Here is a 12,597-nt window from a genome sequence, read left to right as displayed (position 1 = left end):
GCCTTGTGCTGGAGTCAGGGGAGGACCTTGCGGGTGACTTCCAGCAGATTTGGCGGATCGAAGGGCTTGACCAGCCAGCCGGTGGCGCCGGCCGACTTGCCCTGCTGTTTCATGGCGTCGCTGGACTCGGTGGTCAGCATGAGGATGGGGGTGGCGCGATAGCCGGGCAGGCCGCGCAGGCTGCGGATCAGGCTGAGGCCGTCCATGTTGGGCATGTTCTGGTCGGTGAACACCAGGTTGTATGTCTTGCTCTGTGCCTTGCCGAGGCCGTCCTTGCCATCGACGGCCTCGTCCACGACGTAGCCGGCGGCCTTGAGGGTAAAGCTCAGCATCTGTCGGATAGATGCCGAATCGTCGACTATCAGGATCTGCTTGCTCATCAGTGCCGCTCTCCCTTGCCGTTCTTTTTTCTAGTTGGACGCTTCTTGCAACACACTTCCTCATTAAGCGGCTGGCCAGTGGCCATGGTTAGGTGTAGATGGGCGCCGGGGGAGCGTCCAGCTACTGGCGTCAGCCATTCGTCGCTTTGATGAGTGGCCGACGGTTGTCATCAATCGTTCAGAACAGCTCTATCTCACCCGCGCTCACGCTGCTCTGGCTGACCGGGTTGGAGATGGGTTTGCGCAGCTCGGCGGTTTCCTGGTCCACCTGTTGCGCCCAGTGCTCCGGCGCCACGGTGCGCAGGGCGCCAAGGCCGGCGGCGAATCCACCGAGCTTGGCGAAGTGCTTGCGCATCTGCCCGATCAACTGGCTGCTCATGTCCTGGAATTGCAGGGCGGTGATGGCCCGGTCGACACCCGAGCCCACCTCCAGCGAAATCCGATCCAGTTCCTGGATCACCTTCAGCGTGTGGCGGTTCATGCCTTCCAGGTCTTCCAGCATGTGGTGCAGCTGCTGCTTGGAATCCAGGGCGAAGCCCATGTCCTTGTCCGCCAGTTGGGAAATGGCCGACTCGGCGTCCCGGATTTCCCGGTAGACCACGTCCACGTGCTCGCGGATCTGCTCGGAGAAACCGGTGGAGCGGGTGGACAGGGCGCGCACTTCATCGGCCACCACGGCAAAGCCACGACCGCTTTCCCCGGCGCGCGCCGCCTCGATGGCGGCATTCAGCGCCAGCAGGTTGGTCTGCTTGGCGATGGCGTCCATATCGTGGGTGGATTTCAGGATATCGGCGATCTTCTGCGTCACGCGGTCCATGCGCTTCACCAGGTCCTGTGAGGTCTGGCTGGTTTCCAGCGTGGCCTCGACGAACAGGCCCAGGGTGTTGCGGGTGGTGGCGATGAATTCCTGGAAGTTCATCCCTTCGTCATCGCCGCCCTGGTTGCCGTAGCGCTCGATCAGGGAATGGGAATGGGCGCGCTGCTGGTCGATGCGCGCTGCAAGGCCCTGGAAGCTGTCGCTGAGGCGACCGATGGCGTCCTGCAGCAAACCGTCCACCTGCCCGGCATGGGCCTGCAGGGTGCCGAGGTGTTCATCCACCGCATGCTGCGCCCGCTGCCAGTCGGGAGCCTCCACCGTGGGCTGTGCATCGGCCAGCGTCCCACGGGGGCGCGCATCGAGCTGCAGCCAGACCAGCAACAGGCTGGCCAGCCAGCCTCCGCCGAGGACCAGCCACACCGGCAGGCCGACGGCGACCATGCCGGCGCACGCCAGCCAGGTCAGGGAATGCAGGGCCAGGCCCTTGATTGGGTTGGCAGGCGACGGATGCGGCATGGAGCACTCCCAGCAGGATTAATGACCGGACGGCGGCCCCAGGCGGGGTGAAAACGACGCTGTGACGTTTTCACTCAGCCTGTAAAAGGCCATCGGCAACGCTGCTTAAAGCTAGAGGCCGCTCGTCTGGTGTCAAATCGCTATCTGTCGACTTGCGACACCAATCATCCCGCTGTTTCCGCCGCCTCTTCCGGAGGGCTGAGATAGCGATGGGCGCCGCAGCGCAAGCAGCGCTGGCAGATCATCGGTACGGCACCCACGTCGGTGCGAAAACCCTCGGTCCATTGGCAACCGAGCAGGAAACAACGAATACGCATGGCTCCTCCCCGGGGGCGTACCCCCTCGGTTCGATCCGGCAGTAGTGGTTGGAACAGCACTCGCCTTGTTCTTGTTGGAGGCATGGGTCGCCGCGAGGATCGTTCGACCGCTCTAGAACCGGCAACCTAATGCGGCGAACGGGGTGACCGTTGGTCGGGGCAGGGGAGCCTGCAGGTAGGGTGCGCCGTGCGCACCGGCGATCGAGCGTCGCGCGGTGCCGCCACCAGACTCTTAGCAAGGAGAATTCACCGAGCCTCCTGAACCTTGATACCAGCGCCGCAGTCTTACCCCGGCCCTTTCCCTCACACTTATCCACAAGCCATTCATGCACCCGATCCGTCGATCCCTTCACCTGCTTCCTTTACTACCCGTCGCCCTGACATCGCTGTTCGCCGTCCCCGCCCATGCTGGCGATGAGCGACAGCTGCTGGCCGCCATCAATGACTATCGAACCCACAGCCAGCGCTGCGAATGGAGCACGATGCGGGGCGCTCCGCCGCTGGTGCTGAAATCGAACCTGGCACTGCCGGTGGGGTACTCGGGAGAATTGCGTCGAGGCTTGCGCGATGCCGGCTACCAGGCGGCGGAGGTGCGCACCATCCGTCTGGCCGGAGCGCGGGATGCCAGGTCGGCCTTCGCCATGCTGCGCGACGACTACTGCGAGGACTTGCTCGACAGCCAGGTTTCCGATGTCGGCATCAGCCGCAGCGGCAACCAGTGGCGCCTGGTGCTGGCCCGACCCATGGCCAGTGCACAGCTGGGTGATTCCCGCTCGGCGGGGCAGGCCTTGCTGGCCCAGGTCAACGCCGCGCGGGCCAAGCCGCGCATGTGTGGCAGTAAACGCTTTGCCGCTGCCCGGCCGCTGAGCTGGAGTTCGGCACTGGCCAATGCCGCCCAGCAGCACAGCCGCTCCATGGCCAACCGTGACTACTTCTCCCACCAGGGCCCGGACGGCGACTCGCCCTTCGACCGGGCGCGCGATGCGGGCTTTCGAGGACGGCAGGTGGGTGAAAACATCGCCGCCGGCCAGGGTTCGCCCCGCGCGGCCATGGACAGCTGGCTGGCCAGCCCCGGCCATTGCGCCAACCTGATGAACCCGAAGTTCACCCAGGTCGGCGCCGCCTACGCCTCACAGGTGCGCAGCGAAAACGGCATCTACTGGACCATGACGTTCGGCGCGCCGTGATCCGGGGCGCCGAAAGGGGCTCATTCCCCGCGCTTCGGTGACTTCAGGAGGTTGTCGCGCAGCCTGGCGACGGCCTTCTGCATCTGCACGAACTCATCCGGCGAGAGACCGGTCGAGTCGTTGAGGCTGGCTTCCAGGCTCTGCTCCCGCAGGCTCCGGCCTGCCGGGGTCAGGCTGACCCGCACCTGGCGTTCGTCTTCGGGGTCGCGCTGGCGCTGGAGGAGGCCCAGCGCTTCCAGCTTCTTCAGCATCGGCGTGAGGGTGTTCGATTCCAGGAACAGCTTTTCGCCCAGGCTGCCAACGGTCTGATTGTCCTCATCCCACAGCGCCACGATGGCGATGAACTGCGTGTAGGTCAGCCCGAGCTGTTCGAGGACCGGCTTGTAGACCCTGCCGAAGGCGAGGTTCGCTGAATACACCGCAAAACACAGGAAATCCGAGAGCGGTGCCGGTTTGCTACTGGGTTTTTTTCCGACGGGCTTCATTTGCTTCCTCGTTGGCCATTGGGCTCATGTCCCGAAAGGAACGACTATAGATCGCATGCGAGTTAGTCGGAAGGGCCGGATTTCAACTCGCACTGTAAACAGTCACCATGGAAATCCCCGACCGGTGCTCCCTGGACTTGACCGCTGGCCCCTGCGCGTCGTCCTTCAATCCAATGCCAATTTGCAATCACGCGATCACCCTCAAGAATGAATAGGGTCGGCAAAGGGATTTTCCATGACCCCCATTTCTGCATTCCTCAGGCGAGTCCAGCAGCTCTGGCAGTCCCATGACCTGGCTCTGATCGGCCAGCGTCGCGAGCGACGCATGCGGCTGCTGGCCAGTGGGCTCATGGTGTTCATGGGGCTGTTCTGGGGCGCTTACTTCGTTCAGCGGGGGGCCTGGGGCATCGTGCTGATGGACCTGGCGCTGATCCTCTGCGGGCTCGGCGTGTTCGTCCTGACCCTGCGCAATCAGGCGCGTAGCGCCAATCTGTTGCTGTTTGGCCTGCTGATGGTGGTCATCCTCGTCTCGACCCTGGTACTGGACGTGCCCACGCCAGCGGCGCCGCGCGCGACGCACCTGTACCTCCTGCCACTCGCCGTGGCCGCGTTGATGGCCTTTCGCGACGATCACAGATGGCTGCGCTACGGCGTCACCTTGCTCTGCCTGGCGTTGTTCACCGGCCTGTCTGCGACGAGCTGGAGCCCCATCACGGGTTACAGCCTGCCGGATGAGGTGCGGGTGATCGGCTCCTGGGTACAGGGCATAGCCTCGGTGTCGATGTTCTTCATGTTGCTGCACATCCTGCAGACCGACGCCGCCGAGCGCTCGGAGCTGGACCGCGATTTGCGCACGGCTCAGCGCGACGAACAGTTCGTCCTCCATTTCCAGCCGCAACTGGACCGCGCCCGGCGGGTGGTGGGCGCGGAGGTGCTGATCCGCTGGCAGCATCCACAGCGCGGGCTGTTGCCCCCCACCGAGTTCATCGACCACGCCGAGAAGACCGGAATGATCATTCCCATCGGCCAGTGGGTGTTGCAGCAGACCTGTGCCCAGTTGCGGCAGTGGAAGGCCGTGCCGGCGCTGGCGGAGATTGGCCTGGCGGTAAACATCAGCCAGAACCAGTTCCGCCAGGCCACCTTCGTGACTGACGTTCTGGCCATGATCGAGGGCCATGGCATCGCAGCGCACCGACTCGAACTGGAGTTGACCGAAACCCTGATCGTGCAGGACATCGAGGACCTGACGCGGAAGATGGCGGCGCTGGTGGAGCAGGGCGTGCGTTTCTCCCTGGATGATTTCGGCACCGGGTTTTCCTCGCTCAGCCACCTCAAGCGGCTGCCCTTGAACACGCTGAAGATCGACCGCTCCTTCATCTGCGACGTGCTGACCGATGCCAGCAGCGAAACCATCGTGCGGACGGTCATCGCCCTGGGGCAGAGCATGGGCATGACCGTGATCGCCGAAGGGGTCGAGAACGAGGCCCAGCAGCGTTTCCTGGCCAGCAATGGCTGCGGGCAATTCCAGGGCTATCTGTTTAGTCGGCCCTTGCCGCTGGCGGAGTTCGTCGAGTTCGTTTGGCGCTGCAACCTGCCCCGTGCGGAGGAGGTGACGGTCGGGACTCCATAGCGCCAGGCCGCGCCTACACTTGTCGGGCCGTTTTGCTCTCACCTCTCCCACCCTGCGCACCGGATCCGACTTTCCGAAGGAGGGCCCCTGATGATCAACGCTTACACGGCCAGGATGCTTGCCCACTACAAACAATGGGTCGATGAACGGCTCTTCGATGACCTGGCGGGGTTGCCGCCGGGCGAAGTCGGCAAGGAGCGTGTCTCCCTGTGCAAGAGCATCATCGGCACGCTCAATCACATCTATGTGATCGATTGCATCTGGCGTGCCCACCTGGAGGGCAAGTCGCACCCTTACAAGACGCGGCTGGAAGTGCCGCACCCTGAGTTGACCGAACTCCGGGAGGCCCAGTCGTCCATGGACGACTGGTTCATTTCATGGAGTGCCGGGCAGACGGACGCCTCGCTGGCCGAGCCGGTGGAGTTCGTCTTCTGTTCCGGCGACCCCGGCGTGATGATGGCCGGCGCCATGCTGATGCACGTGGTCAACCACGCGTCCTATCACCGGGGCAGCGTGATCCAGATGTACGCCGACATTCCGGCGAAGCCGCCCATCACCGACCTCCCCGTGTTCCTGCGCGAGACCCATCCCCTCTACGCGGCGGGCTGATTGGGCATCGGCGGCGCGGACATGTGCTGCATGATCAGGTCACGCAGCCAGCGTTCGGCAGGATCGTTGTCGGTGCCGCTGCTCCACACCATGGACAGCTCCGAGGTGTAGATGGGGAAGGGTGGGTCGTCGGCGCGCAGGCCGCTACCGTCGATCAGCGCGTCAGCCGCGTAGTCCGGGACGGTGGCGAGCAGTTCGGTCCCTGCCAGGATCGAGCGCAGGCTGCCGAACTGCGGCACCGCCAGCACCACGCGGCGGCTCCGTCCAACCCGCGCGAGGTCGTTGTCGATGTTGCCGCTCAGGTCGCCGGAGAACGAAATCAGCGCATGGGGACGCGAGCAGTAATCGTCCAGTGTCAGTGCGCCGGGGCGGTCGTCGCCGCGCAGGATCTTGCAGCGCAGGTTGCGCAGCCGCTTGCGCTTGGCGTTGGCCGGCAGTTCCGTGGTGAAGCTGACGCCGACCGATATCTCCCCGGAGGCGAGCATTGCCGACATGAGCAGGAAGTTGACCCGGCGAACCACGACTATGGCCTCGGGGGCTTCCTCGCGGAGCTGGGCGAGCAACGGCGGAAACAGGCCGAACTCGACGTCGTCCGAGAGACCGATGCGGAAGGTGTTGCGGTAGGTCGCGGGGGTGAAGTCCTTCGCCCGGCTGACGGCACCGGAGATGGCGTCCAGCGCCGGTTGCAGCTCTTCGAGGATTTCCAGCGCGCGCTTGGTGGGTTCGAAGACGCGGCCATTGCGCACCAGCAGCGGGTCGTCGAACAGGTCACGCAGGCGCGCCAGGGCGGCGCTGACGGCGGGTTGGCCGAGGAAGAGCTTTTCCGATGCCCGGGTGAGGTTCTTCTCGTACATCAGGGTTTCGAAAACCACCAGCAGGTTCAGGTCTACACGTCGCAGATCGTTCCGGTTCATCCGGCGCCTCCCACAGGCTTTGGCTGAATTGATTGAAGCTCCTTGTTTGCGCCTGGCAATTGCAATGCCAGGCGCGGTCGACTCGGCCCCGCTGGTCGCTGCTGGTTACTTGACCGCCTTGTCCTCGATCAGGTCGGCGTCGAACAGGTGCTCCAGTTCCGCACGGGCCTCGCGGGCGGTCTGGGTCACCGCGGCATCGTCGTCATAGACCTTGTGCTGGGCAGCCAGGACTTCCTCGTCATGGCGCTGGAAGCGGCGAATGCGGGCATTGGCCTGGTCTTCGTCCAGCCCCAGGCCGAGCAATGCCTGGCGGCTCATTTCCAGGGCGGAGTGGAAGGTTTCACGCACCGGCACGGCGCCCATGTCCAGCAGGCGGTGGACGTGCTGGCGGTTACGCGCGCGGGCGATGACCTTGAGGTTCGGGTAAAGGCGCTTTACCAGCTCGGTGAGCTTGAGGTTGGTGTCCGGGTCGTCGGTGGCGATGATGAGGTACTCGGCCTTGTCCACCTTGGCCGCGCGGAGGATTTCCGGGCGCAGCGGGTCGCCGTAATAGATGGGCATGCGGCCCAGGCTGCGACCGTACTCGACCATGTCTACTGCAGTGTCCAGGGCAACGAAGGGTACCTGCTGGGCGCGCAGTAGCCGCGCGATGATCTGGCCCATGCGTCCCATGCCGGCGACCACCACGCGGGGTTCGTCGCTGTCGATGCGCTGGTACTCCGCCGGCACCTCCACCGGCGCCGGCGCGGACACAAGGCGGCGGAACAGGGCCAACACCAGCAGCGGCGTGACCGCCATGGACAGGGTGATGCTGAGCACCAGCAGGCTGTGCAGGCGGGCGTCGAGCATGCCCTGCTCGTGGGCCACCTTGAACACCACGAAGGCGAACTCGCCGCCCGCGGCCAGGATGATCCCCAGACGCAGCGCATGGGCACGGTCCAGCCCGCCGGCGTAGCGGCCCGCCACGTAAAGCAGGGGCAGCTTGAACATCAGCAGCAGCACGGTCAGCACCAGCACGGCGAAGGGCTCGTGCAGTAGCAGGCTGAGGTCGGCGCTCATGCCCACGCTCATGAAGAACATGCCCAGCAGCAGGCCCTTGAACGGCTCGATCTGGGCTTCCAGCTCGTGGCGGTATTCCGAGTCGGCGAGCAGCAGGCCGGCGATGAAGGCACCCAGGGCCATGGATACACCCGCCAGCTCCATCAGCCAGGCAGTGCCCATGACCACCAGCAGGGCGGTGGCGGTGGAGACTTCCAGCAGCTTGGTCCTGGCGACGACGCGGAACACCGGGCGCAGCAGGTAGCGGCCGCCGATGATCACGGCGCCGATGCTACCCACTGCCAGGAGGATGGCCTGCGGGTCGACCTCGTCCGCGTCCAGGTGGCCGGCGCCACTGAGCAAGGGCAGCAGGGCGATCAGCGGGATGGCGGCGATGTCCTGGAACAGCAGGATGGCGAAGGCCAGGCGGCCGTGGGGGCTGGTGAGTTCCTTGCGTTCGGCGAGTATCTGCAGGCCGAAGGCGGTGGAGGACAGGGCCAGGCCGAAGCCCAGCACGGCAGCGGTGTTCAGGGACTTGGCAAAGACCAGCCAGGCCACCAGGCCGATGGCCAGGGCGGTGAGCAGCACCTGGGCCAGGCCCACGCCGAACACCGAGCGGCGCATCACCCAGAGGCGGCGCGGCGAGAGTTCCAGGCCGATGATGAAGAGCAGCAGCACCACACCCAGTTCGGAAACGCGCGCGACGCTTTCCGGGTCGGTGACCAGCCCCAGCACTGACGGTCCGATCAGCACCCCGGCCAGCAGGTAGCCCAGCACCGCTCCCAGTTGCAGGCGCTTGGCCAGGGGAACGGTGAATACGGCTGCAAACAGGAATACCACTGCTGCCTGCAGCAGGCTGCCTTCGTGGTGCATGCATCTCTCCTTGGTCTGACGTCTTGAAGGGGCGGCATTCTAGAGCAGAGCGGGGCACCGACGCAGGGGCCGCGCGATTTCGACGCGGCCCCTGGATGGCTTACTTGGTGAGGGTGTTGTAGGCGGTGATCAGGTTGCGGTAGTCGGGGATGTGGTTGGAGAACAGTGCGGCCAGGCCTTCGATGTCGTTGCGCCAGTCGCGGTGCAGTTCGCACGCCACGCCGAACCAGGTCATCAGCTGGGCGCCGGCGGCTTCCATGCGGCGCCAGGCTGCGTCGCGGGTCACTTCATTGAAGGTGCCCGAGGCGTCGGCGACCACGAATACTTCAAAGCCTTCTTCGATTGCCGACAGTGCCGGGAAGGCCACGCAGACCTCGGTCACCACGCCGGCGATGATCAGCTGCTTCTTGCCGGTGGCCTTCACCGCCTTGACGAAGTCTTCGTTGTCCCAGGCATTGATGTTGCCGGGGCGGGCGATGTACGGGGCGTCGGGGAACTGCTCCTTCAGCTCGGGCACCAGCGGGCCGTTGGGGCCAGTCTCGAAGCTGGTGGTGAGGATGGTCGGCAGCTTGAAGTACTTGGCCAGGTCACCCAGGGCCAGCACGTTGTTCTTGAACTTGTCCGGGTCGATGTCCCGCACCAGGGAGAGCAGGCCGGACTGGTGGTCGACCAGCAGGACGGCGGCGTTGTTCTTGTCCAGACGCTTGTATTGGAAAGACATGGCATTTTCCTCGCTTGGTTGAGCGTCCGCCCTTGTGGGCAGGCGCAGGAATTTCTCAGCGTTGCGAATCCAGCACTTCGTTGTCCCTGACCACCTGCTGGGCTTTTCCGTAGCTCTCGATCAGCAGTTGGTAGTGCGGGAATACATGACTATAGGCGGCGGCCCACTCGGCGGCGTCGGGACGGTTCCAGGTGCGCTGCACCTCGGAGCAGACGGCGGCGGTATCCATGGGCACCACACCGGCCTGGACGACGCGCGCCAGGGTGATTTCCTGGGCCATCTTGGAGTAGGTGCCTGACGCGTCGATGACAGCGAATACCCGATAGCCGGCATTGACCGCGCTGATGCTGGGGAAGGCCATGCACACGCTGGTGATGGTGCCGGCGATGATCAGGGTCTTGCGGCCAGTGGCTTCCACCGCCGCCACGAACTCGGGGTTGTCCCAGGCGTTGATCTCGCCCTTGCGTGCCACGTATCGGGCGTGGGGCGCGGCTTCGTGGATTTCCGGAATCAGCGGTCCGTTGGGCCCCTGGGGCACGGAGGCCGTGGTGATCACCGGCATCTTCGCGAGGGCGGCGACCTTGGCCAGGGTGATGGCGTTGGAGCGCAGCTCGGTCATGGGCATGTCCTTGACCGTCTGGAACAGCCCGCTCTGGTGATCGATCAGCAGCATCGCGGCGTCATCCGGATCGATTCGCGGAATCTGGCCGTTGAAGTTGGCGACTTGGGCGAAGTTGCTCATGGCGTATACCTCTTTTCTCGGGGTGAAGGCCGTCCTGGCCTCTGCGGTTTCCCGCCGGCCCACCTATCCGTCGTGGGGGATTGACCAGACCAGGCATGGACCCGGCCTGGCATGTGACCGTCAGTCGTTCATCTGGCCGAAGCGTCCGGCCTGGAAGTCCTGGATCGCCTGGCGTATCTCGGTTTCGCTGTTCATCACGAAGGGGCCGTAGCCGACGATCGGTTCCTCGATGGGCTCGCCGGAAAGCAGCAGCACCAGGGCTTGGCCATTGGCCTCCAGCAACAGCTCATCGCCTGCTTGTTCGAACAGCGCCAGTTGGCCTTCGCGCACCAGTTCCTCACCGTTCACCAGCAGGGTGCCGCGCAGTACCACCAACGCGGTGTTGCGGCCGGGGCGCAGGTCCAGGGTCACCGGCTTGCCGGGGTTCAGGCGGATATCCCACACGTCCATGCCGGTGAAGGTGCGTGCTGGGCCGCGCTGGCCGTCGAACTCGCCGGCGATCAGGCGCAGGCTGCCGGCCTGCTCAGGCAGGGGCAGGTTGGGGATGTCGGCATCCAGGATGGTCTGGTATCCCGGCGCGGCCAGCTTGTCGCGGGATGGCAGGTTGACCCAGAGCTGGACCATCTCCAGGGTGCCGCCGCTACGGGTGAAGGCCGGGGAGTGGAACTCCTCGTGGAGGATGCCCGAGGCCGCGGTCATCCATTGCACGTCACCCGGACCGATCAGGCCACCGGCGCCGGTGGAGTCCCGGTGTTCCAGTTCGCCCTGGTAGACGATGGTCACCGTCTCGAATCCCCGGTGCGGGTGCTGGCCAACGCCACGCGGGCGCTCGGCCGGGGCGAACTCGGCGGGGCCGGCGTAATCCAGCAGCAGGAAGGGGCTGATGTGCTTGCCCAGGCTGTCGTAGGAAAACAGCGTGCGAACCGGGAAGCCGTCGCCCACCCAATGGGGCCTGGGGCTGGTGTAGATGCCACGGATCTTTTTCATGGTGTGCCTCCTGTAGTGCATGGGGCACATCTTGAAACTGCAACACTGGCTCCGGTAGACGGGCTAAATTGACCTCAGAGTCCTATTTGGAGAACGCTGGTGGAAGACCTCAACGACCTCTACTACTTCGCCCAGGTGGTGGAGCACGGCGGCTTCGCCCCGGCCGGCCGGGCGCTGGACATGCCCAAGTCCAAGCTGAGCCGGCGCATTGCCAACCTGGAAGAACGCCTCGGCGTGCGCCTGATCCAGCGTTCGACGCGGCACTTCTCGGTCACCGAGATCGGCCAGGAGTACTACCGCCAATGCGTGGCGATGATGGTGGAGGCCGAGGGCGCCGCCGAGGTGATCGAGCGCAACCGCTCGGAGCCACAGGGTGTGGTGCGCATCAGTTGCCCGACGGCGCTGCTGGACTTCTGGGTGGGGCCGATACTGAGCCGGTTCATGGTGAAGTTCCCGTTGGTGCAGCTGCACATCGACAGCACCAACCGCCAGGTGGACCTCATCCAGGAAGGCATCGACATCGCCCTGCGGGTGCGCTTTCCGCCGCTGGAAAGCACCGATCTGGTGATGAAGGTGCTGGCCAACAGCACCCAGTGCCTGGTGGCCAGCCCGAGACTGCTGGAGACCATTCCGCATCCCCTGGTGCCCGCGGACCTGGCGAGCCTGCCAAGCCTGCACTGGGGTGCGCCGTTACGCGAATACATCTGGCAACTGGATGGCCCTGACGGCGCCAGCGCTGCCGTGCGCCATCATCCCCGACTGGTCACCGACGATTTGCTGGTGCTGCGCCAGGCAGCCGAAGCGGGGGTAGGGGTGGTGCACCTTCCGTGGGTGGTGGCACGGGAAGAACTGGCCAGCGGCCGATTGGTACAGGTAACGCCCGACTGGGCGCCGAGAACCGGCATCGTGCATGCCGTTTTTCCCTCCCGGCGAGGGCTGCTGCCCTCGGTACGGACCCTGATCGACTTCCTGGCGGAGGAGTTCAAGGAAAGCGGGATGATGTGAGCTGCCTCCAGCTACAGACCGAGGTCTGCCCTGCTGAATGGCCGGGGCAACTGCGTTGCCCTTGGCGAATGAATTCGCCCCTACAAGGTATGGGTGCCCGCTGCGGGATATGTGTGGGGTGCGGTTCGCTTTTCCTGTGGGGGCGATTTCAATCGCCAAGCAGCCCGAAGGGCTGCCCAATGGGATTGCACGGGGCAACGGTGTTGCCCTTTAGCGAATGAATTCGCCCCTACAAGGTATGGGTGCCCGCCGTGGAATATGTGTGGGGTGCGGTGCGCTCTTCCTGTGGGGGCGATTTCAATCGCTAAGCAGGCCGAAGGGCTGCCCAATGGGATTGCAGGGGGCAACGGTGTTGCCCTTTAGCGAATGAATTCGC

At 64.8% G+C, this 12,597-nt stretch carries 13 protein-coding genes; 4 read left to right on the top strand and 9 right to left on the bottom strand.

The genetic code is table 11. The annotated features are described in order from the left end of the window. Positions 1–14 precede the first annotated feature (14 nt). The 3 genes from E8F06_RS28805 to E8F06_RS28795 form a co-directional block, all read right to left on the bottom strand. On the bottom strand, positions 15–380 hold the full coding sequence (locus E8F06_RS28805; protein WP_280372556.1) for a response regulator: 366 nt from the start codon (positions 378–380) through the stop codon (positions 15–17). Between the two features lie 178 nt (positions 381–558). After that, the gene (locus E8F06_RS28800) at positions 559–1,713 is read right to left on the bottom strand and encodes a methyl-accepting chemotaxis protein (protein WP_280372555.1); all 1,155 of its coding nucleotides are present in this window, start codon (positions 1,711–1,713) and stop codon (positions 559–561) included. A 164-nt stretch (positions 1,714–1,877) separates the two neighbouring features. Further along, a complete protein-coding gene (locus tag E8F06_RS28795; protein ID WP_280372554.1) occupies positions 1,878–2,030 on the bottom strand; it encodes a PSPA7_2676 family Cys-rich small protein in 153 nt (50 codons plus the stop codon). 326 nt (positions 2,031–2,356) lie between these two features. Between E8F06_RS28795 and E8F06_RS28790 the strand changes: the two genes are divergently transcribed. Next, positions 2,357–3,217 carry a CAP domain-containing protein gene (locus E8F06_RS28790; protein WP_280372553.1) on the top strand — a complete coding sequence of 287 codons (861 nt, stop codon included), beginning with the start codon at positions 2,357–2,359 and terminating at the stop codon, positions 3,215–3,217. A 20-nt stretch (positions 3,218–3,237) separates the two neighbouring features. Here the strand turns inward: E8F06_RS28790 and E8F06_RS28785 are convergent, their stop codons facing one another. Next, entirely contained in the window at positions 3,238–3,702 is a 465-nt protein-coding gene (locus tag E8F06_RS28785) for a MarR family transcriptional regulator (RefSeq protein ID WP_280372552.1), read from the bottom strand. Between the two features lie 235 nt (positions 3,703–3,937). Between E8F06_RS28785 and E8F06_RS28780 the strand changes: the two genes are divergently transcribed. Further along, complete coding sequence (locus E8F06_RS28780) at positions 3,938–5,332, top strand: EAL domain-containing protein (RefSeq protein ID WP_280372551.1); 1,395 nt, start codon at positions 3,938–3,940, stop codon at positions 5,330–5,332. A gap of 90 nt (positions 5,333–5,422) precedes the next feature. Continuing rightward, positions 5,423–5,941: a DinB family protein gene (locus E8F06_RS28775; RefSeq protein WP_280372550.1), complete on the top strand. Its 519-nt coding sequence runs from the start codon at positions 5,423–5,425 to the stop codon at positions 5,939–5,941. On the opposite strand, the gene E8F06_RS28770 is transcribed toward E8F06_RS28775, so the two are convergent. The 5 genes from E8F06_RS28770 to E8F06_RS28750 all read right to left on the bottom strand — a co-directional run bounded on the left by E8F06_RS28770 (position 5,926) and on the right by E8F06_RS28750 (position 11,216). Beyond that, entirely contained in the window at positions 5,926–6,855 is a 930-nt protein-coding gene (locus E8F06_RS28770; RefSeq protein ID WP_280372549.1) for a LysR family transcriptional regulator, read from the bottom strand. The two genes, E8F06_RS28775 and E8F06_RS28770, sit on opposite strands and share 16 nt — an antisense overlap. A gap of 105 nt (positions 6,856–6,960) precedes the next feature. Then, entirely contained in the window at positions 6,961–8,766 is a 1,806-nt protein-coding gene (locus E8F06_RS28765; RefSeq protein WP_280372548.1) for a monovalent cation:proton antiporter-2 (CPA2) family protein, read from the bottom strand. A gap of 100 nt (positions 8,767–8,866) precedes the next feature. Further along, positions 8,867–9,487: an isochorismate family cysteine hydrolase YcaC gene (ycaC, locus tag E8F06_RS28760; RefSeq protein WP_280372547.1), complete on the bottom strand. Its 621-nt coding sequence runs from the start codon at positions 9,485–9,487 to the stop codon at positions 8,867–8,869. Positions 9,488–9,542: 55 nt separating this feature from the next. Further along, positions 9,543–10,229 carry a hydrolase gene (locus E8F06_RS28755; protein ID WP_280372546.1) on the bottom strand — a complete coding sequence of 229 codons (687 nt, stop codon included), beginning with the start codon at positions 10,227–10,229 and terminating at the stop codon, positions 9,543–9,545. Between the two features lie 120 nt (positions 10,230–10,349). After that, positions 10,350–11,216 (bottom strand): pirin family protein, encoded by an 867-nt coding sequence (locus E8F06_RS28750; protein WP_280372545.1) that lies wholly within the window; start codon positions 11,214–11,216, stop codon positions 10,350–10,352. Positions 11,217–11,312: 96 nt separating this feature from the next. Here E8F06_RS28750 and E8F06_RS28745 point away from each other — a divergent pair, with 96 nt between their 5' ends. After that, the gene (locus E8F06_RS28745; RefSeq protein WP_280372645.1) at positions 11,313–12,221 is read left to right on the top strand and encodes a LysR family transcriptional regulator; all 909 of its coding nucleotides are present in this window, start codon (positions 11,313–11,315) and stop codon (positions 12,219–12,221) included. Positions 12,222–12,597: the final 376 nt, after the last annotated feature.

This window comes from Pseudomonas sp. BN411 (genome assembly GCF_029871235.1).
GTDB lineage: Bacteria > Pseudomonadota > Gammaproteobacteria > Pseudomonadales > Pseudomonadaceae > Metapseudomonas.
The sequence above is the reverse complement of the archived record's forward strand: the minus strand, read 5'-3'. Positions and strand labels throughout refer to the sequence as shown.

What these genes read in the sequence shown, in the direction of transcription:
- E8F06_RS28775 (WP_280372550.1), top strand. Translation starts at nt 5,423, where the DNA reads ATGATCAACGCTTACACGGCCAGGATGCTTGCCCACTACAAACAATGG.
- E8F06_RS28780 (WP_280372551.1), top strand. Translation starts at nt 3,938, where the DNA reads ATGACCCCCATTTCTGCATTCCTCAGGCGAGTCCAGCAGCTCTGGCAG.
- E8F06_RS28800 (WP_280372555.1), bottom strand. Translation starts at nt 1,713, where the DNA reads ATGCCGCATCCGTCGCCTGCCAACCCAATCAAGGGCCTGGCCCTGCAT.
- E8F06_RS28755 (WP_280372546.1), bottom strand. Translation starts at nt 10,229, where the DNA reads ATGAGCAACTTCGCCCAAGTCGCCAACTTCAACGGCCAGATTCCGCGA.
- E8F06_RS28795 (WP_280372554.1), bottom strand. Translation starts at nt 2,030, where the DNA reads ATGCGTATTCGTTGTTTCCTGCTCGGTTGCCAATGGACCGAGGGTTTT.
- E8F06_RS28805 (WP_280372556.1), bottom strand. Translation starts at nt 380, where the DNA reads ATGAGCAAGCAGATCCTGATAGTCGACGATTCGGCATCTATCCGACAG.
- E8F06_RS28765 (WP_280372548.1), bottom strand. Translation starts at nt 8,766, where the DNA reads ATGCACCACGAAGGCAGCCTGCTGCAGGCAGCAGTGGTATTCCTGTTT.
- E8F06_RS28785 (WP_280372552.1), bottom strand. Translation starts at nt 3,702, where the DNA reads ATGAAGCCCGTCGGAAAAAAACCCAGTAGCAAACCGGCACCGCTCTCG.
- ycaC (WP_280372547.1), bottom strand. Translation starts at nt 9,487, where the DNA reads ATGTCTTTCCAATACAAGCGTCTGGACAAGAACAACGCCGCCGTCCTG.
- E8F06_RS28790 (WP_280372553.1), top strand. Translation starts at nt 2,357, where the DNA reads ATGCACCCGATCCGTCGATCCCTTCACCTGCTTCCTTTACTACCCGTC.
- E8F06_RS28770 (WP_280372549.1), bottom strand. Translation starts at nt 6,855, where the DNA reads ATGAACCGGAACGATCTGCGACGTGTAGACCTGAACCTGCTGGTGGTT.
- E8F06_RS28750 (WP_280372545.1), bottom strand. Translation starts at nt 11,216, where the DNA reads ATGAAAAAGATCCGTGGCATCTACACCAGCCCCAGGCCCCATTGGGTG.